This is a genomic window from Xylanibacter caecicola (assembly GCF_013166515.1).
In the GTDB taxonomy this organism is placed as follows: domain Bacteria; phylum Bacteroidota; class Bacteroidia; order Bacteroidales; family Bacteroidaceae; genus Prevotella; species Prevotella caecicola.
On record NZ_JABKKJ010000001.1, the window covers coordinates 104,593 to 130,752 of the forward strand.

Annotated in this window: 20 protein-coding genes; 16 read left to right on the forward strand and 4 right to left on the reverse strand. The window is 49.7% G+C overall.

Going from position 1 to position 26,160, the window contains the following annotated elements:
• Positions 1–10 precede the first annotated feature (10 nt).
• Positions 11–949 (reverse strand): carbohydrate kinase family protein, encoded by a 939-nt coding sequence (locus HPS54_RS00450; RefSeq protein ID WP_172343529.1) that lies wholly within the window; start codon positions 947–949, stop codon positions 11–13.
• Positions 950–1,460: 511 nt separating this feature from the next.
• Between HPS54_RS00450 and HPS54_RS00455 the strand changes: the two genes are divergently transcribed.
• Positions 1,461–2,693 (forward strand): M16 family metallopeptidase, encoded by a 1,233-nt coding sequence (locus HPS54_RS00455; RefSeq protein WP_172343530.1) that lies wholly within the window; start codon positions 1,461–1,463, stop codon positions 2,691–2,693.
• Between the two features lie 397 nt (positions 2,694–3,090).
• Here the strand turns inward: HPS54_RS00455 and HPS54_RS00460 are convergent, their stop codons facing one another.
• A complete protein-coding gene (locus HPS54_RS00460; RefSeq protein ID WP_172343531.1) occupies positions 3,091–5,013 on the reverse strand; it encodes a DEAD/DEAH box helicase in 1,923 nt (640 codons plus the stop codon).
• Positions 5,014–5,508: 495 nt separating this feature from the next.
• Here HPS54_RS00460 and HPS54_RS00465 point away from each other — a divergent pair, with 495 nt between their 5' ends.
• Positions 5,509–6,051 carry an LOG family protein gene (locus HPS54_RS00465; RefSeq protein WP_172343532.1) on the forward strand — a complete coding sequence of 181 codons (543 nt, stop codon included), beginning with the start codon at positions 5,509–5,511 and terminating at the stop codon, positions 6,049–6,051.
• A 163-nt stretch (positions 6,052–6,214) separates the two neighbouring features.
• Here the strand turns inward: HPS54_RS00465 and HPS54_RS00470 are convergent, their stop codons facing one another.
• The gene (locus tag HPS54_RS00470; protein ID WP_172343739.1) at positions 6,215–7,006 is read right to left on the reverse strand and encodes an alpha/beta hydrolase; all 792 of its coding nucleotides are present in this window, start codon (positions 7,004–7,006) and stop codon (positions 6,215–6,217) included.
• A 213-nt stretch (positions 7,007–7,219) separates the two neighbouring features.
• Here HPS54_RS00470 and HPS54_RS00475 point away from each other — a divergent pair, with 213 nt between their 5' ends.
• The 14 genes from HPS54_RS00475 (at position 7,220) to HPS54_RS00540 (ending at position 25,640) form a co-directional block, all read left to right on the forward strand.
• Entirely contained in the window at positions 7,220–7,753 is a 534-nt protein-coding gene (locus tag HPS54_RS00475) for an NUDIX hydrolase (RefSeq protein WP_172343533.1), read from the forward strand.
• Positions 7,754–7,837: 84 nt separating this feature from the next.
• Positions 7,838–10,171 (forward strand): type I DNA topoisomerase, encoded by a 2,334-nt coding sequence (gene topA / locus HPS54_RS00480; RefSeq protein WP_172343534.1) that lies wholly within the window; start codon positions 7,838–7,840, stop codon positions 10,169–10,171.
• A gap of 4 nt (positions 10,172–10,175) precedes the next feature.
• The gene (locus HPS54_RS00485; protein WP_172343535.1) at positions 10,176–10,703 is read left to right on the forward strand and encodes a shikimate kinase; all 528 of its coding nucleotides are present in this window, start codon (positions 10,176–10,178) and stop codon (positions 10,701–10,703) included.
• Between the two features lie 12 nt (positions 10,704–10,715).
• On the forward strand, positions 10,716–12,608 hold the full coding sequence (gene speA / locus HPS54_RS00490) for a biosynthetic arginine decarboxylase (protein ID WP_172343536.1): 1,893 nt from the start codon (positions 10,716–10,718) through the stop codon (positions 12,606–12,608).
• 152 nt (positions 12,609–12,760) lie between these two features.
• Positions 12,761–13,531: an acetylglutamate kinase gene (argB, locus tag HPS54_RS00495; protein ID WP_172343537.1), complete on the forward strand. Its 771-nt coding sequence runs from the start codon at positions 12,761–12,763 to the stop codon at positions 13,529–13,531.
• A gap of 105 nt (positions 13,532–13,636) precedes the next feature.
• Positions 13,637–14,152 (forward strand): RNA polymerase sigma factor, encoded by a 516-nt coding sequence (locus HPS54_RS00500; RefSeq protein ID WP_172343538.1) that lies wholly within the window; start codon positions 13,637–13,639, stop codon positions 14,150–14,152.
• A complete protein-coding gene (locus tag HPS54_RS00505; RefSeq protein ID WP_172343539.1) occupies positions 14,142–14,612 on the forward strand; it encodes a pyruvate ferredoxin oxidoreductase in 471 nt (156 codons plus the stop codon). The genes HPS54_RS00500 and HPS54_RS00505 overlap by 11 nt, the downstream gene beginning before the upstream one ends.
• Positions 14,613–15,219: 607 nt before the next feature.
• Complete coding sequence (gene rimP, locus HPS54_RS00510) at positions 15,220–15,687, forward strand: ribosome assembly cofactor RimP (RefSeq protein WP_172343540.1); 468 nt, start codon at positions 15,220–15,222, stop codon at positions 15,685–15,687.
• Between the two features lie 3 nt (positions 15,688–15,690).
• Positions 15,691–16,953: a transcription termination factor NusA gene (gene nusA, locus HPS54_RS00515; protein ID WP_172343541.1), complete on the forward strand. Its 1,263-nt coding sequence runs from the start codon at positions 15,691–15,693 to the stop codon at positions 16,951–16,953.
• A 180-nt stretch (positions 16,954–17,133) separates the two neighbouring features.
• Complete coding sequence (gene infB, locus HPS54_RS00520) at positions 17,134–19,980, forward strand: translation initiation factor IF-2 (RefSeq protein WP_172343542.1); 2,847 nt, start codon at positions 17,134–17,136, stop codon at positions 19,978–19,980.
• A 504-nt stretch (positions 19,981–20,484) separates the two neighbouring features.
• Entirely contained in the window at positions 20,485–21,945 is a 1,461-nt protein-coding gene (sufB, locus tag HPS54_RS00525) for a Fe-S cluster assembly protein SufB (RefSeq protein WP_172343740.1), read from the forward strand.
• 86 nt (positions 21,946–22,031) lie between these two features.
• Positions 22,032–22,784, forward strand: a complete 753-nt coding sequence (gene sufC, locus HPS54_RS00530; protein ID WP_172343543.1) for a Fe-S cluster assembly ATPase SufC — start codon at positions 22,032–22,034, stop codon at positions 22,782–22,784.
• A gap of 90 nt (positions 22,785–22,874) precedes the next feature.
• Positions 22,875–24,221: a Fe-S cluster assembly protein SufD gene (sufD, locus tag HPS54_RS00535; RefSeq protein WP_172343544.1), complete on the forward strand. Its 1,347-nt coding sequence runs from the start codon at positions 22,875–22,877 to the stop codon at positions 24,219–24,221.
• Positions 24,222–24,425: 204 nt separating this feature from the next.
• Entirely contained in the window at positions 24,426–25,640 is a 1,215-nt protein-coding gene (locus HPS54_RS00540) for an aminotransferase class V-fold PLP-dependent enzyme (RefSeq protein ID WP_172343545.1), read from the forward strand.
• A gap of 179 nt (positions 25,641–25,819) precedes the next feature.
• Here the strand turns inward: HPS54_RS00540 and HPS54_RS00545 are convergent, their stop codons facing one another.
• Positions 25,820–26,107 (reverse strand): hypothetical protein, encoded by a 288-nt coding sequence (locus HPS54_RS00545; protein ID WP_172343546.1) that lies wholly within the window; start codon positions 26,105–26,107, stop codon positions 25,820–25,822.
• Positions 26,108–26,160: the final 53 nt, after the last annotated feature.

The following is a 26,160-nucleotide window of genomic DNA, read 5'->3' on the forward strand; positions in this document are numbered from 1 at the left end:
AGTACTTTTCTCATTCTTCAATCTTTCCCAGACTCTCGCCGAACTCCCGTGATATGGAGTTTCCCATGTTGCGGCAGCACTCCGCCGAGAAGTTGCGGGCACATCCGATGAGGCTGTCCCATTGTCCTTCGGTCAGTCCGAACTCAATGTCGGCGCGGCGTATGCCGTATTTCAGCATTCCGTAGACAAACCCCGCGTTGAAGTTGTCACCTGCACCGATAGTGCTTACGGTGTCGGTTACAGCCACTTCATAGCTCTTCGAGAATCCGTTCTCGCCGCGCACCTCAACCGGTTCGGCACCGCGGGTGTATATAAACTTGCGGCAGTAGAAAGACACTTCCGACTTGTACACCGCATCGGGGTCATCTTTCCTGTACATCACACGGAAGTCTTCGTGACTACCGCGTACGATGTCGGCAAGTTCGAGGTTCTCAAGAATGTTCGGCGTGAGCTTTATCACCTCTCCCTCGTGTGACGGGCGGAAGTTTACATCGTAGTATAATATCGCCCCGCAGTTGTGTGCATGCTTTAGAAAAGCTGCCACCTGGGCACGTATTACGGGATTTACGGCGTAGTATGAGCCGAAGAGCACGATGTCGTCGGGCTGTACGTCGGGTAGGACAAAGTCGAACTTGTCGTTGGGATGATCCTTGTAGAATATGTATTCGGCGTCGTTTTTCTCGTTGAGAAACGCCAGCGACAGGGGAGACTTGGTGTCCTTGAACATGTTCACGCCGTCGGCATTCACACCGTTCTCACGCAGATATTCTATCGTGCGGCGCCCAATCCTGTCGTCGCCCACTTCTCCGAAGAATGCCACGTTTGCTCCGGCGCGTCCCAAGGAAATGACGCTGTTGTATACAGAACCGCCCGGCACCGCGCTAACGGGAAGGTCGTCGCGGAAGATTATGTCAAGCACTGTCTCTCCTATACCTATTATCTTACGCATTGTTTTTTTAGTTTCATTAATGATAGAACGTATGCAAATATACGGATAAGTCGAGAACAAAACAACAAATTTATTTGTTTTTTGTCGAGCGAGAATATATTGGACGGCGTTTAATACGGTGCTGCAGAAAGACTATAAGTCCTATAGGACATATATGCCATATTAATACTTATAAGCCCGTAAGGAAGGAAGCCGGTTGGCTGAAGTCCTACAAGACATATATGCCTCATACGACTTATAAACCTCAAAAAATGCCCTCCGGAACCGTATCTGTAACTATCTGATAAATAGAATGATACCTTTTGCGTTATAATATGCCGCATTTTGCGTTCTGAAAGGGCACCTTTTGGCGTGCAAAAGGTGGCATATTGCAATGCAAAAGGCGGCATGTCAAATCTCGGCGGCTTGTTCCGTGTCATCCGATGTATCAAAAATCTTTATCCCCCGTTCTCAATTCTTCATCCAAAACCATTATCTTTGCAGGTCGAACATATTATAAGAAAGAGAGAAAATGACAACATACAACACCCACACGCTGGCAAACGGGCTGCGCATCATCCATCTGCCGTCGGCTTCGCCCGTGATATATTGCGGCTACGGGATATGCGCCGGAACTCGCGACGAGGACGCGGGCGAGGAAGGTCTGGCGCATTTTTGCGAACATGTGACATTCAAGGGCACCGCCCGGCGCACATCCATGCAGATACTGAACAGGCTTGAGGGAGTGGGAGGAGACATCAACGCCTTTACAAACAAGGAAGATACCGTATACCACTGCGCCATTCTAAAAGAACACTTTGCACGGGCGGTAGACCTGCTCACCGACATTGTGTTTCACAGCACATATCCGCAGACGGAGATAGACAAGGAGATAGAAGTGATATGCGACGAGATAGAGAGTTATAACGACTCGCCGGCGGAGCTGATATTCGATGAGTTCGAGAATGCTATATTCGAGGGACATCCTCTCGGACATAACATCCTTGGCACTACCGAAAGGCTGCGCGGATATACTACGGAACATGCGCTGCGCTTCACAGGCAGGTATTACCGCCCCGAGAATTCCATATTCTTTGTTTACGGAGACGTTGATTTCAAACGTATCGTGAGGCTGGTAGACGGTGCCACAAGCGATTTTCCGCCCCACGCTCCGTTAAAAGATGCAAAACTGGTAATGCTGGTTCCCGCATATATTCCGAAAAAGACAGTAAGCGATAAAGCTACGCATCAGGCGCACGTAATGATCGGAAACCGTGCATATAGCGTGCACGACAGCCGCCGCATGCCGCTTTATCTTTTGAACAACATACTTGGCGGACCCGGTATGAACGCACGTCTTAACATTGCACTGCGCGAACGCCACGGGCTGGTGTACAGTGTTGACAGTTCGATGGTGAATTATTCGGATACGGGAATGTGGTGCACTTATTTCGGCTGCGACCCGAAAGACACGGAAAAATGCCTGAAACTGGTATACCGCGAGCTGGACCGCCTGGCGCAGAAACCGCTTTCCGTGGCACAGACGGAAAAGGCAAAAAGGCAGATAAAGGGGCAGATAGGCGTGGCATGCGACAACCGCGAAAGCTTTGCCCTTGGCTTTGCCAAGAGTTTTTTACACTACGGCTGGGAGCGCAATATCGCCAAGCTGTTCCGCGACATAGACATGGTGACGCCCGAACAGATACACGAAGTGGCGCAGGACATGTTTCGTCGCGAGTGTATGACAACCCTCATTTTCAGGTAAAAAACGGGTATAAGAAAAAACTTGTGCGCAAGTGACGGCGGCATCACGCCGGCGACAGCCACGCACAAGTATAAACAACTAAAATCCTTCTTATATATTTATTGTATAAAAAGGCTCCTTTAAAGATTTTCAACCTTAGAATAAAGGTACTTGATATACCTTGTCTTAAGGTGGCGGCAAAGGTATTATATTTAACTTAATTAACAAAACGGGGGGGGTAATTTAAGGTATTTTTAACTATTGTGGCTATGTAATTAACATGAGTTCGAGATAAGGACATCTGAACTTGCGTAACATACGGGTATAAAAAACGGTCGGACTGCGTGTCCGACCGTTTGCTGTTGTTATGTTCCAAGGTGCTTGATGTGTTTTTATTCAGATTGGGTATTAAAGACAGTTACTTCTTCTTTGGGTGACGTCGTGCCCACCCCTCTTCCGAGAAGTCGGGTTCTTCGCCGTGTAACTGTATGTCATCGTGGCGGAAAAACTGGCGCCAATCGCTTTTCTTGTTGCTGTTCATGCGTGCCTCTCCACGCATTCCGCGCTGCGATCTGCCACGGTTTTCGTTGTCGGAACGTTTTTTAGACTTTTTTTCAAAAACCTCGAATTCATCGGTGTTTTTGGTGTTTGTGCGCACTTTTTGCATACTATTGCGCACTTTTTGCATACTTTTTGAGGACTTGCCGGTGTCTTCGGCATCGTTGCAACGCACGCTACGACCCTTGTAGGTGGTGCCGTCGAGGGCGCGCATCACTTTCTTCGCATCTTTCTCGGGCACTTCGATATAGCAGAATTTGCCGAGAAGGTCTATGTGACCCACTTCCTGACGTCCGCGAAGATGCTTGTTGAGGAACTGCATTATCTCACCGGGATAGAAACCGTCGGTCTTTCCCAGATTGAGGAAAAGCTTGGCATAGCCTTCCTGAGGTTTGTTGCTGCCCTTTCCGCGTGTCTTCTCACGCTTCTCGCCACGGTCGCGCCCGCCTTTTGCCGACGGCTTCTCTATCTCCGGGGCATCGGCGTAGTATGCAAGGAACTTGCCGAATTCCACGCTCACAATCTTCATTATGAGGTCTTCCTTGTCCATATACTCGAAGTAGCGGTTGATGTCCTGCATGAACGGAGCAATCTCCTCCTCGTTCACGTCAGTCTTTACAATCTGGTCCATCACCTTGTACAACTGCTTCTTGCATATCTCCTGGGGCGTTGGTATCTCGCCCGCCACAAACTCCTTGCCGATGACTTTCTCTATCGCCCGCATCTTGCTGCGTTCGCGTGTGTGTATTATGGCAATGCTGGTGCCTTTCTTTCCGGCACGTCCGGTGCGCCCGCTGCGGTGTGTGTAGCTCTCAATGTCGTCGGGCAGACCGAAGTTTATGACATGTGTCAGGTCGTCCACGTCCAGTCCGCGTGCCGCCACGTCGGTGGCGACAAGCAGTTGGGTGAGGTGCTGGCGGAATTTCTGCATCGTCAGGTCGCGCTGCTGCTGCGACAGGTCGCCGTGCAGTGACTCGGCGTTGTAGCCGTCGTGTATCAGCTTGTCGGCAATCTCTTGCGTCTCGCGCTTGGTGCGGCAGAAGATTATCGCGAATATTTTGGGGTGGAAATCGACGATCCGTTTCAGTGCCAGATACTTGTCTTTGGCGTTCACCATATAATATATGTGGTTGACATGTTCCGCTCCCTCGTTGCGGCTTCCCACCACTATCTCCTTGTGATTGTTGAGATACTTGCGCGCAATCTTCTCCACCTCACGGCTCATTGTTGCCGAGAAGAGCAGCGTGTTGCGGTCTTCGGGCAGCCCTGCCATAATCTCGTTGATGCTATCGGAGAAGCCCATGTTCAGCATTTCGTCAGCTTCGTCGAGCACGATGTTGCCCACCCGGTCCAGTCGCGCCACCTTGCGGTTCATCAGGTCGATGAGTCTTCCCGGCGTGGCTACTATCACCTGCGCGCCGTGGCGCAGCTCCTTTATCTGGTTCTGTATACTCGTTCCGCCGTATACTGCCGCCACATGCAGTCCGCCGATGTACTTGCCGAAGTCGTTCAGGTCATCTGCAATCTGCAGGCATAACTCTCTTGTGGGCGAAAGAATGAGTGCCTGTGTGGCATTGGACGAGGCATCGAGCTTTTGCAGCAAAGGAATGCCGTAGGCGGCGGTCTTTCCCGTGCCTGTTTGTGCAAGTGCCACAACGTCGTTTCTGTTACCGAGCAAATAGGGGATTACTTCTTCTTGGACGGGCATGGGCATTTCAAAGCCCAGTTCCGTAATGGCGCGGCGAATCTCTTCGTTTACGCCTAATTCTTCAAATGTCTTCAATTTAAAAATGATTATAATATAAATGATCTTCCCAAATCTTTTCCTTACATGAATAAATGTGCAGCTTTGGAATGACGGGTGCAAAGGTAATGAAAATTAATGGCTTATGTATAATAATGCGGAAAATATTATCTTATAACAAATAACAAAATGAATTTGTTGCTTGCTTTCGGGACGATAGAATAAGAAGATATAAGGAGATAGAATAAGATAAAGGGAAGATAAAAGACAAATGCCTTGTTGATTGTTTCAAGACTATTGTCTTTTATCTTCTGTGGCGCAAGCCATATATCTTCCCCTGTATTCTCTTATCTCTTTCCTATATTATCCCTCCATTTGTCCATTCTTTCCTTTTCACGTTACTATTATATGTTGACGTTTGTTCCGAAACGCGGCGGTGTGATAATACCCGACATCTATTTTATGTGCAAAGAGCCGGTGATATCGGTATTTTTATGTAAGTTTGCAGACAATAACAATAAAACGTAAATAACTATGAACATAGCGATATTCTGTTCTGCCAACAGTGACATAGACCCTCGTTTCTTCCACTTTACGGAGGAACTGGGTGTATGGTTGGCGGAAAACGGTCACACTGTGGTTTTCGGCGGATGCGACATGGGACTGATGGAATGTGTGGCACGGGCTGCACACAATGTCGGCGGGCGTACCATGGGGATGATACCGACGAAAGTGGAGGAACGCGGACACGTCAGCAAATACGTTGACGTGGAATTTCGTTGCGACAATCTCAGTGACCGCAAGGATCTCATGCTGGCGCACAGCGACGTGGTGATAGCCCTGCCGGGCGGCATCGGTACGCTTGACGAGATATTCACAGTGGCGGCATCGGCAACTATCGGCTATCACGCCAAGAAGGTGATACTTTACAACATGGACGGTTTCTGGCAACCACTTATTGCTCTCCTCAACAGTCTTCAGAACCGCGGACTGATGCGCGAGCCGTATTCAAGTCACATAATGGTGGCAAACAGTCTTGAGGATATTGCCGGGATGATAGGGGAGGAAGGGCTTTAAAAGGAAGGAGATAAAAGAAGATAGGAGAAGATATGTGGCTTGCGCCACAGAAGATAAATGACAATAGTCTTGAAACAATCAACAAGGCATTTGTCTTTTATCTTCCCTTTATCTTCTCCTATCTTCTTTTATCTCCTTAATTATCGAACGTTTACCGCTCCAATCAAAAACTTCTCAGCCATGCCCGGAGCATCAGTTCCATTTCCACATGGTACTTGAAGCTCTCACGTATGCCCCAGCCGTGACCTCCTGAAGGAAACACGTGTAGCGATGCCGGCACGTCGTGACGATAAAGTTCGGTGTAGTAGCTCACGCCGTTGGCAGGCAACACCGCGTGGTCGTCGTCGCTCAAGGCTATGAACGCGCGCGGTGTGACGCGCGATACCTGTATGTCGTTGCTGTATTCACGTTCCGTTTTCTTCTTCGGTTCCTTGCCTAACAGGTTGTCATGTGAGCCTTTGTGTGTAATGTCGGGCATCATTGTTATTACAGGATAGAACAATATCTGGAAATCGGGACGTGCGTCTTTTACCGAGCGCGTAGCCACCATAGATGCCAGATGACCGCCTGCCGATGAGCCCATTATACCCACCTCGCCGGTATTGACACCCCATTGGGCGGCGTTACGGCGCACAAGGCGTATCGCCTCTTCGGCATCGGACAGTGGCACATCGGGGTTTCCGTGCGGCATGCGGTATTTCAGTACTATGGCGGCAATGCCCATGTTGTTGAAGAACGGTCCCCACTGGTATCCCTCATGTTCCATTGCCAAATGCTGGTATCCGCCTCCCGGACATATCACCACCGCCCTGCCTGTTGCCTCTTTGGCAGAGGGCAGATATACGCGGACCTTTGCCGTGTCGCCGGTATCACCGTTGCTGTTGGGCGCACCGCCCTGCCACAGGTTCATGTCAAACACTTTCTGTGCCGGGAGAAGCACAGGCACCGCTGCCATAAAGGCGGTAAACAATATTTTCTTTAATCTTTTCATAAGTCTGTAATCAAATGGTTCAATAACGTTTTTCATTTAAATTACGGGTTATTCATTATTAAAATAATATTACATAAGTCAAATATTTACAACCCGTTTTGCAAAGATAGGCATTTTTTTCGTAATATTGCAGACGGATAAATGTAATATATACGTTTAAACTTAACATCTACTTATATGCATCCATTAGAACTATTGGGCTTCTGCCCCAAATGCGGCAGCTCGCGGTTTGCCGTGAATTCGGAGAAGAGCCGTAAGTGTGACAATTGCGGTTTTGAGTTTTTTATGAACCCTGCAGCCGCTGTCGTGGCGTTTATTGCTAACAGTCGTGGCGAACTGTTGGTGCAGAAGCGCAGGCTTGAGCCTGCCAAAGGCATGCTCGATCTGCCAGGTGGATTTGCCGATGCACAGGAAACGGCGGAGGAAAGCGTGGCGCGCGAGGTGCTGGAAGAAACATCGCTTGAGGTAACGTCTGCGCGTTATCTGTTCTCCATGCCCAATGTCTACCGCTATTCGGGTATAGACCTGAACACACTCGACCTCTTTTTCGAGTGTGAGGTGAAAGATACTGATGTGTTGAAGGCGGGCGATGATGCGGCGGAATGCCTGTGGATGCCCATGGATGACATACATACCGAGCTGTTCGGATTGCGCTCGGTGCGCCACGGACTGAAAGAGTATATGAGCCGCAAGGAAAACTCAAAAACTTAAAAAAGTAGAAAATTTACATATTATATAAGGTGTATGTAAAAGTTTTATTTACTTTTGCGCCCTAAAAGTAAATACCAATCAGAAATGCAACAAAATCTTGTTATAGTGGAGAGCCCCGCAAAGGCGAAGACGATAGAGAAGTTTTTGGGCAAGGACTATAAGGTGATGTCAAGTTATGGACACATACGTGACTTGAAGAAAAAGGAGATAAGCATAGACCTTGACAGTCTTGAACCCGACTACGAGATACCCGAGGAGAAGAAGAAACTGGTGGCAGAACTTAAGAGTTGCGCCGGAAATGCTGCCAAAGTGTGGCTTGCATCCGATGAAGACCGTGAGGGAGAAGCCATTTCATGGCACCTTTGCGAGGTGTTGGGACTGGACGAAGAAAAGACAAATCGTATCGTGTTCCACGAGATTACGAAGCCTGCCATACTCGAGGCAATCAACAATCCGCGCCACTTGAACATGAATCTTGTCAATGCACAGCAGGCGCGCCGCGTGCTCGACAGGCTTGTCGGCTTCAAGTTGTCACCCGTGTTGTGGCGCAAGGTGAAACCGGCGCTTTCGGCAGGACGTGTTCAGAGCGTGGCCGTAAGGCTCATCGTAGAGCGCGAACGCGAGATACAGGCATTCAAGAGCGAGCCTTACTATCGCGTGACTGCTGTCTTCGGATATACGGACGAAGACGGGCAGAAGTCGGAAATAAAGGCAGAGCTTGATACAAGATTCAAGACCCACGATGAGGCTTTGTCATTTCTCGACAAGTGCCGCAATGCCGGATTTACAATAACCGAGGTTACCAAGAAACCTCTCAAGCGCACTCCCGCGCCTCCGTTCACCACGTCCACGCTTCAGCAGGAGGCTGCGCGCAAGCTCGGTTTCACGGTGTCACAGACCATGATGGTTGCCCAGCACCTTTATGAAAACGGACGTATAACATACATGCGTACCGACAGTGTCAATCTGTCGTCGCTGTGTATAGGGGCAAGCAAGGAAGAGATAACGAAGATGTGGGGCGCCGAGTACAGCCGTACACGCAAGTTTCAGACCCACTCGAAAGGTGCACAGGAAGCACACGAGGCAATACGTCCCACATACATGAGCGACATGGAGATAGAGGGGACACAGCAAGAAAAACGACTGTACGACCTTATATGGAAACGCACGGCTGCCAGTCAGATGGCAGATGCACAACTCGAAAAGACCACGGTGGTGATAAGTATCGGTGACGGCGGCAAGACTTCGGCAGGCTCACATGCCGAGAAGTTCGTTGCCACGGGCGAGGTTGTGAAGTTCGACGGATTTCTTAAAGTATACCGCGAGTCGTTTGACGACGATGACGATGGGCGAGACGAGACATCCCACGTGCTGCCTCCGGTCAAGACAGGAGAGACTCTTGAGCGCATGGAGATAACAGCAACAGAGCGCTTCAGTCAGGGACCGCTTAGATATACGGAAGCAAGTCTCGTGCACAAACTTGAAGAGTTGGGCATTGGCAGACCTTCCACATACGCACCGACAATAAGCACCATACAGCACAGGGAATATGTGCAGAAGGGCGACAAGAAGGGCGATGAACGCCAATATACCATAGACCGTCTTGAAGGCGATGACCTTGTACAGTCTGTAAAAGCCGAGATGGCAGGCAGCGACAAGGGTAAGCTGTTGCCCACGGATATAGGAATAGTGGTCAACGACTTCCTTATCAAGTACTTCCCCGCTATCATGGACTATAATTTCACGGCAAAGGTGGAACAGCAGTTCGATACCATTGCCGACGGCAACGAGTCGTGGACGGGAATGCTGAAGAATTTCTATAAGGATTTCGAACCTACCGTGGAGAAGACCATGAACAGCCGTGAGGAGCGCAAGGCGGGCGAACGCGAACTGGGCAACGACCCCTCCGACGGCAGACCGGTGTTTGTAAAGATAGGTCGTTTCGGTCCGGTTGTGCAGATCGGAACAGCCGAAGACAAGGAAAAGCCACGCTTTGCACAACTCCCGTCAGACAAGAGTATGGAGACGATAACTCTTGAAGAGGCTCTCGAATTGTTCAAACTTCCGCGCACGGTAGGCACCTTTGAAAATCTGCCGGTGGTGATAGGCGCAGGTCGTTTCGGTCCGTATATCATGCACGACAAGAAGTATGTGTCACTGCCAAAGAACGAGAACCCGCTCACGGTGACGCTTGACAGGGCGGTAGAACTTATCGAGAAGAAGCGTACCGAAGAGACGAGAAGACATCTGAAGGCGTTTGACGAGGAACCGAAACTTGAGATAATGAACGGTCGATACGGACCTTATATTGCCTACGATGGCAAGAACTATCGTCTGCCGAAGAACATGCACGACAGAGCGGGAGAGCTTACGCTTGCCGAATGTATGGATATTGTGAACAATACAAAGAAGAAATAAGCCGATGACGAGAATCATCATTGTCGGTTATATGGGAGCCGGAAAAACCACGGTAGGCAAAGCTCTCGCCAAGGAACTTGGCTTGACATTCTATGACTTGGACTGGTATATAGAGGAACGGATGCGTAAAACCGTCCCACAAATATTTGCCGAGAAGGGCGAGGAAGGCTTCCGTAAGATTGAGAATGCCATGTTGCACGAGGTGGCGGAGTTTGAGGACATTGTCTTGAGCTGCGGTGGCGGCACCCCGTGTTTCTTCGACAATATGGAATATCTTAACAGACAGGGAGACACCGTGTATCTTAAGGCAACTCCGGATGTGCTGTACAAGCATCTTAAAATGGGCAAGACGGAACGACCCTTGCTGAAAAACAAGACGAAGGAAGAAATGTACCGGTTCATAGAAGAACAGCTGGCACAGCGCGAGACGCACTATCTTGAGGCGAAAAACGTGATAGATGTAAGTCTCATGGACAATTATGAGAAGATAAAGACCTCCGTAGCCCGACTGCGGGAATTGCTTAATATTTAAACAATCTGCCACATGAAGAAATGGACTATAGAAGACTCTAAGGAGCTGTATAACATGAACGGGTGGGGCACATCCTACTTCGGAATAAACGAAAAGGGCAATGCCTACGTTACACCGTGCAAGAGCGACGTGCAGGTGGACATTCGTGAAATAATGGACGAGCTTGCCTTGCGTGACATCACGCCGCCCGTGCTGTTGCGTTTTCCCGATATCCTGGATAACAGAATTGAGAAAACGTCGAGCTGTTTCAAGCGCGCGGCGGAGGAATATGGCTACAAAGGAGAGAACTTTATCATCTATCCGATTAAAGTAAACCAAATGCAGCCGGTGGTGGAGGAAATCATCAGCCATGGCAAGAAGTTCAATTTAGGACTTGAGGCGGGAAGCAAGCCGGAGTTGCATGCTGTCATTGCCGTTCAGTGTCAGAGCGAGTCGCTCATCATCTGCAATGGTTATAAAGACCAGAACTACATCGAACTGGCGTTGCTTGCACAGAAAATGGGTAAGCGCATATTCATCGTTGTGGAGAAACTGAACGAGCTTGAGACCATTGCCAAGACCGCGAAGAAGCTTAATGTGCGTCCAAATCTGGGCATAAGAATAAAACTTGCTTCGTCTGGAAGCGGCAAGTGGGAAGAGAGCGGAGGCGATGCAAGCAAGTTCGGACTGACAAGTTCGGAACTGCTCACTGCTCTCGAGATACTCGAAAAGAAAGGCATGAAAGACTGTCTGAGGCTGATACACTTTCATATAGGCAGTCAGATAACGAAGATAAGGCGTATACAGACGGCACTGCGCGAGGCGTCTCAGTTCTACATACAGCTTCACAAAATGGGTTATAACGTGGATTTTGTAGACTGTGGAGGCGGACTCGGAGTAGATTACGACGGCACGCGGTCGCCCAGCAGTGAGAGTAGTGTGAACTATTCGATACAGGAATATGTCAACGACTGTATCTACACGTTTGTTGAAGCGTCTGATGCCAACGGCATAGCACACCCCAATATAATAACCGAAAGCGGTCGGTCGCTCACTGCCCATCACTCCGTTTTGGTGATAGACGTGCTTGAAACTGCGTCGTTGCCCGAGATGAACGAGGAGTTCGAGCCGCAGGAGGGAGCGCACAAACTGGTGAAAGACCTCTATGATATATGGGATAACCTTAGTCAGAGGTCGATGCTCGAGGACTGGCATGATGCCGAACAGATACGCGAAGAGGCTCTCGACCTGTTCAGCCACGGTATGATAGACCTCCAGACACGTGCCGAGATAGAGCGTATGTATTGGAGCGTGTGCCGCGAGATAAGCAGTCTTACCCGAACTTTGAAGCATGTTCCTGAAGAGCTTAAGAGCCTTGACAAGCTCTTGGCGGACAAGTATTTTTGCAATTTCTCGCTATTCCAGTCTCTCCCCGACTCGTGGGCGATAGACCAACTCTTTCCTATCGTGCCGATACAGCGGCTCGACGAGAGACCCACACGCAGCGCAACGCTACAGGACATAACGTGCGACAGCGACGGAAAGATAACCAATTTCGTTACCAACCGCAACATCTCGCACATCCTGCCGGTGCATGCACTGCGCAAGAACGAGCCTTATTATATAGGTGTATTCCTCATCGGGGCATATCAGGAGATACTTGGCGACATGCACAACCTCTTTGGCGACACCAATGCCGTGCATATATCTGTGAACGACGGGCAATATCACATCGACCAGATATTCGACGGTGAGACTGTCGAGGAGGTGCTGGCATACGTGCAGTACGACCCCAAGAAACTGGTGAGACAGCTCGAGCGCTGGGTTACGAAGAGCGTGAAACAAGGCAAGATATCGCTTGAAGAAGGCAAGGAGTTCCTTTCTAACTATCGCTCGGGGCTTTACGGATATACCTATCTTGAATAATCCGGGGAGACGAAGGATACATACGGCAGACTGACAGGCAATTTGTTTATTGCTGACATACGTTCGGTCTGCCGATGGAAAAATACAATTGACAATCGGTCCGTGCCGGTCTGAAAAGGCAGGTACGGACCTTTTTCATAAGCAAAAAAGACATGAGAGAAAAGATTACAGTAGTAAAGGTTGGCGGTGCAGTGGTGGAAGACGAGGCGAAACTCGCCCGTCTGTTGTGCGGCTTTTGTGACATAGAGGGCAGAAAGGTGCTTGTCCACGGTGGCGGAAGACGCGCCACGCAGGTTGCCGCACAGCTCGGCATAGAAAGCAAAATGGTTAACGGGCGCCGCATCACCGATGAGCAGATGCTCGGAGTGGTGACGATGGTTTACGGCGGACTTGTCAACAAGAACATCGTGGCACGTCTTCAGGCGTGCGGTGTCAACGCCTTGGGACTGACAGGTGCCGACATGGACGTGATACGCTCGCACAAACGCCCCGTTAAGGACATCGACTATGGCTTTGTGGGCGATGTGGAGCGCGTTGACGGAGACAAACTCCGAATGCTTGTAGAGAGCGGTGTGACACCCGTTATGGCACCACTTACGCACGATGGAAAAGGCACAATGCTCAATACCAATGCCGACACCATTGCCGGAGAGACGGCTAAGGCGCTTGCCGCACACTATGATGTGACGCTTATTTTCTGTTTCGAGAAGAAAGGGGTGCTTGCCGACCCCGATAATGACAACAGCGTGATAGCAGAGATTACACGTCCCGACTTCGGGCGGTATGTGGCGGACGGCACTGTTGCGGGTGGCATGATACCAAAGTTGGAGAATGCGTTCGGAGCCATAGATGCCGGCGTGGAGCGCGTGATAATAACCCTTGCCGACGCCATAGACGGCAAGCACGGAACGGTGATAAGATAAGTTGTGCCCGGCGTGGAGATAAGTATTAAACAACGTTAAAAATCGAATTAAAACACTTCCGAGTGTAACTTCCTGCCTTACGGCTCGTCTATTAAACAGAGACAAATGAACAATATCAGCTTCAGAAACGACATCCTGCCGCTTAAAAACGTGCTTTTCCGTCTCGCCTTGCGTATAACGCTGAACCGTGAAGACGCGGAAGACGTGGTGCAGGACACGCTGGTAAAGGTTTGGAACAAACGTGACGACTGGCACGAAATAGACTCCATTGAGGCTTTCTGCATGACGGTGTGCCGCAATCTGTCGCTCGACAAGGTGAAAAAAGCAAGCCGCAGCACAGGCTCGTTGGAGCAAACGGGAACGGAAGCAGCCGACAGAACGGGTGCCGACCCGTACGACAGAATAGTGCAGAGGGACCGGTTCGACACGGTGAGACGTCTCATGAATGCCCTTCCCGAAAAACAACGCACCTGCATGCAGTTGCGCGACTTTGAGGGGAAAAGCTACAAAGACATTGCCGCAGTGATGAATATCACGGAAGAACAGGTGAAAGTCAGTATATTCAGGGCACGTCAGACAATCAAACAAAAATACGTTGAAATAGACAAATATGGACTATAAATACATCGAACAGTTGCTGGAACGCTATTGGACATGCGAGACATCGCTCGAAGAAGAGACGATACTGCGCGCGTTTTTCAGTCAGGAAAACATCCCGGCAGAACTGCTCCGCTATAAAGACCTGTTTGTTTACGAGCAGACGGAAAAGACGGATTGCATTCTCGGCAAAGACTTCGATGAACGTATATTGGAGCAAACCGAAGGACAGGTTCGCGTCAAGGCTAAGACCGTAAGGATGACAACGCGTCTCATGCCGCTGTTCAAGGCAGCCGCCATGGTGGCACTGGTGCTCACGCTGGGCAACGCCTCGCAACACCTTTTCAACGACGGCACGGCAACAGACGCCCCCGGCACGGCAGAAATAAGGATGCCCGTGAGTGGCTCGTCGGTGGCGATGAAAGATTCGGTTAAGGTTGACACGATGAAAAAAGCCATGCAGTCGGTGGTAATAATAAAGTAAGATAATTTTCAATGCTTTCTCAATAAAAAAACGTTTTGTAAAACACTATGAGACTGTGAAGCCTCAATTCTCTCAAATTTTTAGTAACACTACAATGTTATAAACGTCCTGCTCCATATCAAAATGGGGCAGGACTTGTTTTTATACCACGCCTTTTTCCGCATAATCCGGTGCTGGTAAGGGCGTATTTTTTACCTTTAAACAGTTGTTTTTGTAACCTGTTGATAATCAATGTGCTTTATATTACTTTTCAAGAGGTGCCCTTTTACAGTCTGAAAGGGCATCTCTTGCAGTGTAAAAGACCGCCTTTTAGAGCCTGAAAGGTCTCCTTTTGCATTAGTGTGGCATAGGGTGGGGATGTGGAGGATGAACGTTGAAAGTTAAAAGAGAATAAAGCCTGCTTACCGGTAGGGATGTCCCATGGAACATCCAAAACCGCATGGCTTGCGTTATTAAATAATGTATGGGGAGAAACCGCATAATCTTCTTTTTTATATAAAATAAGGCGGAAATACTTGTGCGCATGCGAAATAATTAGTAATTTTGCAGCGTTCAGTGGAATGAGGGGCTTGCAAAAGCTCCTCATTTTCATTTTAAAAACATTAGTATGATAAATAAAAGCGTAGTTGAAGACTTAGTTAATCGGTGGCTTGAGGGAAAGGATTACTTCCTTGTTGACGTAGAGATAAGTCCGGCGGACAAGATTGTCGTGGAGATAGACCATGCCGATGGTGTGTGGATAGAAGACTGTGTACAGTTGAGCCGGTTCATAGAAGAAAACCTCAGTCGTGATGAAGAAGATTACGAACTTGAGGTCGGCAGCGCCGGTTTGGGGCAGCCTTTCAAGGTTCCGCAGCAGTATGTCAATTTCATAGGCAAGGACGTGGAGGTGCTTACTGCCGACGGCAAGAAACTGAGAGGTGTGCTTAAAGTGGTGGACGGCAGAGACTTCACGGTGACGGTGGAGGAAAAGATAAAGCCCGAAGGCAAGAAACGCCCCGTGCTGACACCGGTAGACAAGTCTTTCAATATGGACGAAGTGAAATATACAAAATACCTAATAAGTTTCAAATAAGCTATGGCAGCAAGAAGAAAAGATGAAGAGACCATAAGCATGGTCGACACTTTCAGAGAGTTTAAGGAAACCAAGAATATTGACCGCACCACACTTATGAGCGTTCTGGAAGAGAGCTTCCGCAACGTCATAGCGAAGATATTCGGCAGCGACGAGAATTTCGATGTCATCGTAAACCCCGACAAGGGCGACTTTGAAATATATCGCAATCGTATCGTTGTGGCAGACGGCGAGGTGAAAGACGAAAATAAGGAGATTGCGCTTACTGCCGCACAGAAGATAGAACCCGACTATGAGGTGGGCGAGGAAGTGAGCGAACCGGTTAACTTTGCACAATTCGGTCGTCGCGCCATATTGAACCTGCGCCAGACACTTGCTTCGAAGATACTCGAACTTGAACACGACAGTCTTTACAACAAGTACAAGGACCGTGTGGGACAGGTTATTGCCGGCGAGGTATATCAAGTGTGGAAGCGTGAGGTTCTGCTCGTAGACGATGAGAACAACGAACTTATCCTCCCGAAGTCGGAGCAGATACCGTCCGATCAGTATCACAAGGGCGAGACCGTGCGTGCCGTAATACTTCGTGTTGACAACGAGAACAACAATCCCAAGATAATATTGAGCCGCACCAGCACCATGTTCCTTGAGAGACTGCTCGAGGCTGAGGTGCCCGAGATAGCCGACGGACTGATAACCGTAAAGCGTATTGCCCGAATGCCGGGAGAAAGAGCCAAGATTGCCGTAGAGAGCTACGACGACCGCATAGACCCTGTCGGAGCATGCGTGGGCGTTAAGGGAAGCCGTGTTCACGGTATCGTGCGTGAACTTGGTAATGAGAATATAGACGTGATAAACTATACCGCGAATATCAAGCTCTTTATACAGCGTGCCCTCAGTCCGGCAAAGATTTCGAGTATAACCGTAGACGAGGAGAACCACAAGGCGGAGGTGTTCCTTCGCCCCGAGGAAGTTTCGCTTGCCATAGGTCGCGGCGGTCTTAACATAAAACTGGCGAGCATGCTTACCGAGTTCACCATAGACGTGTTCCGTGAAGTAGACGAAAACGAGGCAGACGAGGATATCTACCTTGACGAGTTCTCGGACGAGATAGACCAGTGGATACTCGATGCCATAAAGAGCATAGGTCTTGACACGGCAAAGGCTGTGATAAACGCTCCGCGCGAAATGCTTGTTGAAAAAGCCGACCTTGAAGAAGAGACCGTTGACAATGTATTGAGGATACTGAAAGCGGAATTCGAATAAAATGAAGAATGAGGAATGAAGAATGAAGAATAAAGGCGGCATGATGTTCGCCGCTTCATCTCAAGTTCTGTTCTTCTGTATAAATAATAACATAAAAGTAAAAACGAAGATATGCGGATGAAAGTATGTTGATGTGAAATTCTTCATTTTTCATTTTTCATTCTTCATTAAATAAAGCAGATGAGCATCAGATTAAATAAAGCAATACGTGAGTTAAACATAGGACTTCAGACGGCAGTTGAATTCCTTGAGAAACAACCCGAACTGGGTGAAGTCAGGGCAGACCTCAGCTTCAAGTTGAGCGATGCGCAGCACAAAGCGCTCGTTGAGGCTTTTCAGTCGGACAAGGAAGTGAGAAATCAGGCGGAGAAACTGTTTCAGAAACATCCGAAAGAAAAGAAACGTCCGGTCGAGGCAAAAGGCAAAAATGTCGAGGCAACAGTGGGTAAACGCCCCGCACAGCAGTACAAGCCGCTGGGCAAAATAGACCTTGACAGTCTCGGAAAGAAACCGGTGAAGGCTGATGTCTCGTCGGAGAAACCGCAAGCAAAACCGGAAAAAACTTCTGCCGTAAGCCCGGAAGCGGAGAAACATAATGTTGCGGCAGCCGCATCCAAGCCTGTCACACAGCCGGTGACGGTACAGCCCGAGCCGGAACGACCGGTATCAAACCACGTTGTAAAGGAGTCTAAGCCGGCTCCTGTACAGCCTGCGGTAAAGAAAGAACCAAAGACACAGCCTGCGGTAACGGAGGCAAAGGAAACTGTCAAACCGGTAGAGGTCAAAACCTCCGAAACATTGGGTTCCAAGGTGTTTACGCTCAACAGCGAGAAGAAAATGGCACCGAAGGTAAACGTGCTGGGCAAGATAGACCTTGACTCGCTCAACCAGAGCACGCGTCCGAAGAAAAAGACCAAGGAGGAGCGACGCAAGGAGCGTGAGGAAAAGAGCGCACAGGCACATGGCGGAGAGAAAAAGAAACGCGCGCGTATAACAAAGGAGCGCGTGGACATTGATGCTGCGGCTAAGCAGCACGGCGCAAACGCCAACGCCGGCAAGTCCGGTGCAGGTGCGGGAGCGGGAAAGAAGAAAAACCGTAAGAAGAATCATAAGCCGCTCGAGGTTAACGAGGAAGATGTGGCACGCCAGGTAAAGGAGACGCTTGCACGTCTTACAAGCAAGAACCAGAACAAGAAGGGTGCCAAGTATCGTAAGGAGAAGCGTGAGGCGGTGCAGGAACACCTTAAGGAGCAGCGCGCCGAGGAACGTGCGGAGAGCAAGATACTGAAACTTACCGAGTATGTAACGGTGAGCGAGTTGGCAACCATGATGAACGTATCGGTAAACCAGGTCATCAGTACGTGTATGAGCGTGGGCATAATGGTGTCTATCAACCAGCGTCTCGACGCGGAGACGATAAATATCGTTGCCGACGAGTTCGGGTTCAAGACAGAGTATGTCAGTGCCGAAGTTTCCGAGGCGATAACAGAGGAGGAGGACGATGAGAACGACCTCATACCGCGTGCTCCCATCGTTACTGTGATGGGACATGTCGACCACGGAAAGACATCGCTGCTCGACCATATACGCAATACGAATGTCATTGCCGGCGAGGCAGGTGGCATTACGCAGCACATCGGAGCATATAACGTGATGTTGGGAGACGGTCGCAAGATAACGTTCCTCGACACTCCAGGACACGAGGCATTTACTGCCATGCGTGCACGCGGTGCCCAGGTTACGGACATTGCCATAATAATAATAGCGGCTGACGACAGCGTCATGCCGACAACACGCGAGGCGATAGCTCATGCCCAGGCGGCAAACGTGCCCATGGTCTTTGCTATCAACAAGATTGACAAGCCCGGTGCTAATCCGGACAAGATACGTGAGGACTTGGCAAACATGAACCTCCTTGTCGAGGAATGGGGCGGAAAATATCAGTGTCAGGAAATAAGCGCCAAGAAAGGCGTGGGCGTAGACGACCTTTTGGAGAAAGTGCTGCTTGAGGCGGAGATGCTTGACTTGAAGGCAAACCCCAACCGCAAGGCGACGGGAAGCATCATCGAGTCTTCGCTCGACAAGGGTCGCGGCTATGTATCGACTGTGCTTGTAAGCAACGGAACGCTGAAAGTTGGCGACAACGTGATAGCCGGAACAAGTTGGGGACGCATCAAGGCGATGTTCAACGAGCGTAACCAGCGCATAGAGAAAGCATGTCCGGCAGAACCGGCGATAATCCTCGGTCTTAACGGAGCACCTACCGCCGGTGACTCTTTCCATGTGCTTGAGACGGAACAGGAGGCACGTGACATTGCCAACAAACGTCTGCAATTGCAGCGCGAGCAGGGTCTGCGTACTCAGAAACGCTTGACTCTGAGCGACATTTCTCACCGTATAGCCCTTGGTTCGTTCAAGGAACTTAACATTATCGTTAAGGGTGACACCGACGGAAGTATCGAGGCGCTGAGCGATTCGTTCATCAAGCTCTCTACGGAGAAGATAAAGGTGGACGTGATACACAAGGCAGTGGGACAGATTTCGGAGAGCGACGTTACGCTTGCCGACGCTTCCGATGCAATCATCGTCGGTTTCCAGGTTCGTCCTTCGGGAGCCGCACGCAAGCTGGCGGAGCAGCAGGGTGTTGAGATAAACACCTATTCGGTGATTTACGATGCCATTGAAGACGTGAAGTCGGCAATGGAAGGTATGCTCGACAAGGTTGTCAAAGAGGTTGTCACCGGACAGGTTGAGGTGCGCGAGGTTTACCGCATATCCAAGGTCGGTACCGTTGCAGGTGCTTATGTGAGCGAAGGCAAGGTGCATCGTTCGGACAAGGCACGTCTGGTTCGCGACGGTATTGTGGTTCACACCGGTGAGATAAACGCTCTGAAGCGTTTCAAGGACGATGTCAAGGAGGTTGGCGTCAACTTCGAGTGTGGTATCAGCCTGGTCAATTTCAATGACATACAGACCGGCGATATTATAGAGACATTCACGGAGATAGAGGTAAAGCAGAAATTGTAATACCTGTGCCTAAAGGCAGGACAGACCGCGGTTGCATTCATTCCGCCTGTTTGTGAAAAGGATATAAGAGAAGATAGGAGAAGATAAAGGGAAGATAAAAGACAAATGCCTTGTTGCTTGTTTCAAGACTATTGTCCTTTATCTCCCGTGGCGTAAGCCACATATCTTCTCCTATCTTCTTTTATATCCTTATCTTGTTTCTCGTTAAATAGAACTCACGCTATATAATAAGGTGTGGCGGCATGTCATGTTCCTTTGTAAAATATAACTGTATTTTTGAATTAAAACCTTTGCATTACGCCCATTCTTTCGTAACTTTGCAACTTAAAGGAGGGTGTGTCAAAATTCAACAGCTGTGCCATGTAGGGACATATTCTTGTATTTGTCCGCCTGTAACAATCTGAAAAATCAGTGGCTATATACCGGACAAATACAAGAATATGTCCCTACATGGCACGGATGATTATTTATTCTGGCATACCTTCGAACAGTGGAAAGAAAGTAATGGAGACCAAAAGCAGCGACAAGAACGAGTTTGTAAGGCAGGTGGCGGAGCAGAAATATGAGTTCGGCTTCACTACTGATGTGCATACCGAGATTATAGACAAGGGGCTGAACGAGGATGTTGTGCGCCTTATTTCGGCAAAGAAGCAGGAGCCGGAGTGGATGCTCGACTTCCGCCTTAAGGCATTCAGATACTGGCAGACACTTGAGCAGCCGTCATGGGCGCATGTCACTCTGCCGGAGATAGACTATCAGGCAATATCGTATTATGCCGACCCCATGGCGAAGAAAAAGGACGATGGAAAGCCGAAGGAGATAGACCCGGAACTGATGAAGACCTTCGACAAGCTCGGCATTCCACTTGAAGAGCGGCTCGCACTGAGCGGTGTCGCCGTGGATGCCATTATGGACTCGGTGTCCGTGAAGACGACTTTCAAGGAGAAACTGGCGGAGAAGGGCATCATATTCTGTTCCATCGGCGATGCCATACAGCAGCATCCCGATCTGGTGAAAGAATACCTCGGGTCGGTAGTTCCTTATCGTGACAACTTCTTTGCGGCACTCAACAGCGCTGTGTTCAGCGACGGTTCGTTCGTATATATACCAAAGGGCGTCCGCTGTCCTATGGAGCTAAGCTCTTATTTCCGTATCAATGCGCGCAATACGGGGCAGTTCGAGCGCACGCTGATAGTTGCCGACGACGACTCGTATGTAAGCTATCTCGAGGGCTGTACGGCACCTATGAGGGACGAGAACCAGCTTCATGCCGCCATTGTGGAGATTGTCGTGAAGGACAATGCGGAGGTGAAGTACTCCACGGTGCAGAACTGGTATCCCGGCGATGAGAACGGAAAGGGCGGTGTGTTGAACCTCGTGACCAAGCGGGGAGAGCTTCGCGGCGTCAACAGCAAGCTCTCGTGGACTCAGGTAGAGACAGGTTCGGCTATTACATGGAAGTATCCTTCGTGTGTGTTGCGCGGCGACAACTCGCAGGCGGAGTTCTATTCCGTGGCGGTGACGAACAACTGGCAGGAGGCGGACACGGGCACCAAGATGATACACATGGGGAAAAATACAAAGAGCACGATTATAAGCAAGGGTATCAGTGCCGGTCACAGCCAGAACTCTTACCGTGGTCTGGTGCGCGCGACGTCGAACGCCGACAACGCCCGTAACTACAGTTCGTGCGACAGTCTGCTGCTCGGCAGCGACTGCGGGGCGCATACCTTCCCTTATATGGACATACACAACGACACTGCGGTGGTGGAACACGAAGCCACTACGAGCAAAATCAGCGAGGACCAGCTTTTCTATTGCAATCAGAGGGGCATTCCTACGGAACAGGCTGTAGGGCTTATCGTTAACGGATATGCTAAGGATGTGCTCAACAAACTGCCCATGGAGTTTGCCGTGGAGGCGCAGAAACTCCTGTCTGTGTCGCTGGAAGGAACGGTTGGATGACACCTTTGGCAGTACTGCACATTGTCTTATATATATAAAGAGTATATTTTCTTAATGCTTAACTCTTAATTCTTAATTACAGAAAGATGTTAGAAGTAAAAGACCTTCACGCCAAAATAGGCGACAAAGAGATACTGAGAGGCATAAGTCTGACGATAAACGACGGTGAGACTCATGCCATAATGGGACCCAACGGGTCGGGTAAATCGACGCTGAGCGCCGTACTTGTGGGCAATCCCCTTTACGAAGTGACAGGCGGAACAGTTACTTTCAACGGCAAGAACCTGCTTGACATGAAGCCCGAAGACCGTGCACACGAGGGGCTTTTCCTGTCTTTCCAGTATCCGGTGGAAATCCCCGGCGTGTCGATGACCAACTTCATGCGCGCTGCTATAAACGAGAAACGTGCTTACGAAGGTCTTGAACCGCTCAATGCGGCGGACTTTCTTAAGCTGATGCGCGAGAAACGTAAGATTGTGGAGCTTGATACCAAGCTCACAAACCGTTCGGTCAACGAGGGCTTCAGTGGCGGAGAGAAGAAGAGAAACGAGATTTTCCAGATGGCAATGCTTGAGCCTAAGCTCGCGATACTTGACGAGACGGACTCCGGTCTGGATGTCGATGCGATGCGTATCGTTGCCGAAGGTGTAAACAAACTGCGCACGCCGCAATCGAGTTGCATTGTCATAACCCACTACGACCGTCTTCTCGACATGATACGTCCGGACGTCGTGCATGTCCTTTACAAGGGTCGTATCGTCAAGACGGCAGGTCCCGAGCTTGCGAAAGAGATACAGCAGCGTGGCTTCGACTGGATAAAAGCCGAGTCGGAGAGCTGATTTTCATAGTCCGAATACCTATTTCCCGTGGTCCGAAGGACTTCTTTTTCGTCCCGGGAAGACGTATTCCTTATCAATGGAGAATATAAGATGCAAAGCGAGAAACAATATATAGACCTCTACGGCAGTTGCCGTGACATGCTGTTCAGTCACAGTGCGGACGTGATGAACGCCGTGCGCGACGGAGCCTTTGCCGATTTCAGCAGACAGGGGCTGCCCACTCGCAAGGTGGAACGCTACAAATATACCGACATGCAATCATTGTTCGCTCCCGACTACGGTCTGAACATCAACCGGCTGGACATTCCTGCCAATCCATACGAGGCTTTCAAGTGCGATGTTCCCAATCTCAGTACATCGCTTTACTTTATTCTTAACGACGGATTTTACGACAAGGCACTGCCCAAGGGAGGGCTTCTTCCCGACGGAGTGATCATCGGTTCGCTTTGCAAGGAAGCAGCAAAAAATCCCGATTTCATCGCAAAATATTACTCTAAAATAGCCAAAACGACTGAAGATCCGATAACTGCGCTCAACACAATGCTGGCGCAAGACGGTCTTTTTATTTATGTTCCGCGCGGTGTGAAGGTAGACCGTGCCGTGCAGGTTATAAACATCCTGCGTTCGGATGTCGACCTGATGATAAACCGCCGTGTGCTCATCGTTGTGGAAGAGGGCGCCGAGATAAAGCTGCTCTTCTGCGACCATGCTATGGACGACCGCCGTTTCCTCACCACACAGGTCATCGAAGCGTATGTGGCGGATAATGCCTCGCTCGACCTGTACTGCCTTGAGGAAACCCATGCAAAGAATACCCGTGTGAGCAACGTGTACATAGAGCAGCAGGCAAACAGCCGTGTAAACCACAATATCATAACCCTTCACAACGGTGTAACACGCAACCGTACCGACCTCATCTTCCGTGGTGAGGGCGCGGAGTGCAACTTATCCGGATGCGTAATTGCCGACAAGGAACAGCATGTGGACAACAACACGCTCATAGAGCACCGTGTTCCCCACTGCACAAGCAACGAACTGTACAAGTATGTGCTTGACGGTAAGGCTGTGGGAGCATTTGCCGGTCGTGTGCTCGTGCATCACGGGGCGCAGCAGACATCGTCTGTCATGAACAACCGGAACCTGTGTGCCACGAAAGAAGCACGCATGTACACCCAGCCCATGCTTGAGATTTACGCCGATGATGTGAAGTGTGCCCATGGCAGTACAGTGGGACAGCTCAACGATGCGGCTCTTTTCTACATGCGCCAGCGTGGCATCAGCCTGAAGGAAGCCCGTCTGCTGTTGCAGTTCGCGTTTGCTAATGAAGTGATAGACGGCATCAGGCTCGAGCCTCTGCGCGACCGTCTGCACTATCTGGTGGAGAAGCGTTTCCGTGGTGAACTGAGCCGTTGCGAGGGCTGCAAGCTGTGTAAGTGATGGCGCAAGGCAGCCGGAGGCTTGTTAAAAGGAGATACGTGAAGATATAAGGAGATACGTGAAGATAAGGGACGTATGCTTTATTACAAATTCAGGGACATTCGTCTTTTATCTTTCGTGGCTTTAGCCACATAACTTCCCCTGACTTCTTTTATCTTCGTATATTTAATATAAAACACCGATACATCCGATAAAAGATTTATTATGTACGATATAAATAAGGTAAGAGAAGACTTCCCGATATTGTCAAGGACTGTTTACGATCGTCCGCTGGTATATCTCGACAATGCCGCCACCACGCAGAAACCACGTGTGGTCGTAGAGTCGATAATGGAAGAGTATTATAATGTGAATGCCAACGTTCACCGCGGCGTTCACTATTTGTCGCAACAGGCGACCGACCTGCACGAGGCTTCGCGCGAGACGGTGCGCCGGTTTATCAACGCCCGTTCGACAAGCGAGATAATATTTACGCGCGGTACGACCGAAAGCATAAACCTCGTGGCGTCTTCCTACTGCGATGCGTTCATGAACGAGGGTGACGAGGTGATTGTCTCCGTCATGGAACACCATTCCAATATCGTGCCCTGGCAGTTGCAGGCAACACGCAAGGGAATAGTAATACGCGTCATTCCGATGGACGACAGGGGAGAACTCATGCTCGATGAGTATGAGAAACTGTTTAATGAGAAGACACGTATGGTGAGCGTGGCACATGTCAGCAACGTGCTCGGAACGGTCAATCCGGTGAAGGAAATGGCACGTATCGCCCATGCTCACGGTGTGCCTTTCATGCTTGACGGTGCCCAGAGCGCTCCTCACTTTGCCGTTGACATGCAGCAGCTCGACTGCGATTTCTTTGCACTGAGCGGTCACAAACTCTACGGTCCCACGGGTGTGGGCGTTCTCTATGGCAAGGAAGAGTGGCTCGACAGACTTCCGCCGTATCAGGGTGGGGGCGAGATGATAGACAATGTAAGTTTTGAAAAGACTACGTTCGAGCGCCTCCCGTTCAAGTTCGAGGCAGGAACGCCCGACTATGTTGCCACCAACGGGCTGGCAAAAGCCATAGACTACGTCACTGCTCTCGGCATGGACAATATCGAGAAGCATGAACGCGAGCTTACAAAATATGTCATGGAGAAGATGAAAAACATCGATGGAATGGCTGTTTTTGGCACTTCCGAGCATAAAGACGCCGTCATTTCATTCCTTGTCGGCAACATACACCATCTCGACATGGGGACCCTGCTCGACCGTCTCGGCATTGCCGTGCGCACCGGTCATCATTGTGCGCAGCCCCTTATGCATCGTCTCGGCATACAGGGCACCGTCCGTGCGTCTTTCGCACTGTACAACACGAAAGACGAGATAGACGCCCTTATAGCCGGAATAGAGCGCGTCAGCCGCATGTTCTGATAGTTATTGTCTGTTGAGAGATGGTATATGGGGTTAATAAAGTAGATATAAGGGAAGATAGGAGAAGGTATGTGGCTCGCGCCACGGGAGATAAAGGACAATACTCTTGTAACAATCAACCGGACATTTGTCCTTTATCTCCACTTATTTTCCTCTATCTCCTCCTATCTCCCTTTATCTTAAACCCCACTCTTTTTGCATTTCTTCACCGCCACGACAAACCATGCAAACATCAGCGCGCGCACTGCAAACGGCATTTCCATGGGCAGCACACCGGCAAGAAATGTCGTCTGAGCCTCTGTTAGCAGCCATCCCTGGCGCACGCTCACGTTCTTTTCGAGCACTTGAGAATAGTAGCGGCATACGATACGCATGGGTGCGTTCACCTTATTTATTATATACTTCATGGTCTCGGTAGTGAATTTATTGTCCGAAAAACTTGTTTCAAGCACCATATTCTTTTCCATAGATCTGTTGTTTTATGAGTTTATTGTTTCTGATTGCAAAATAAACGTCCTTT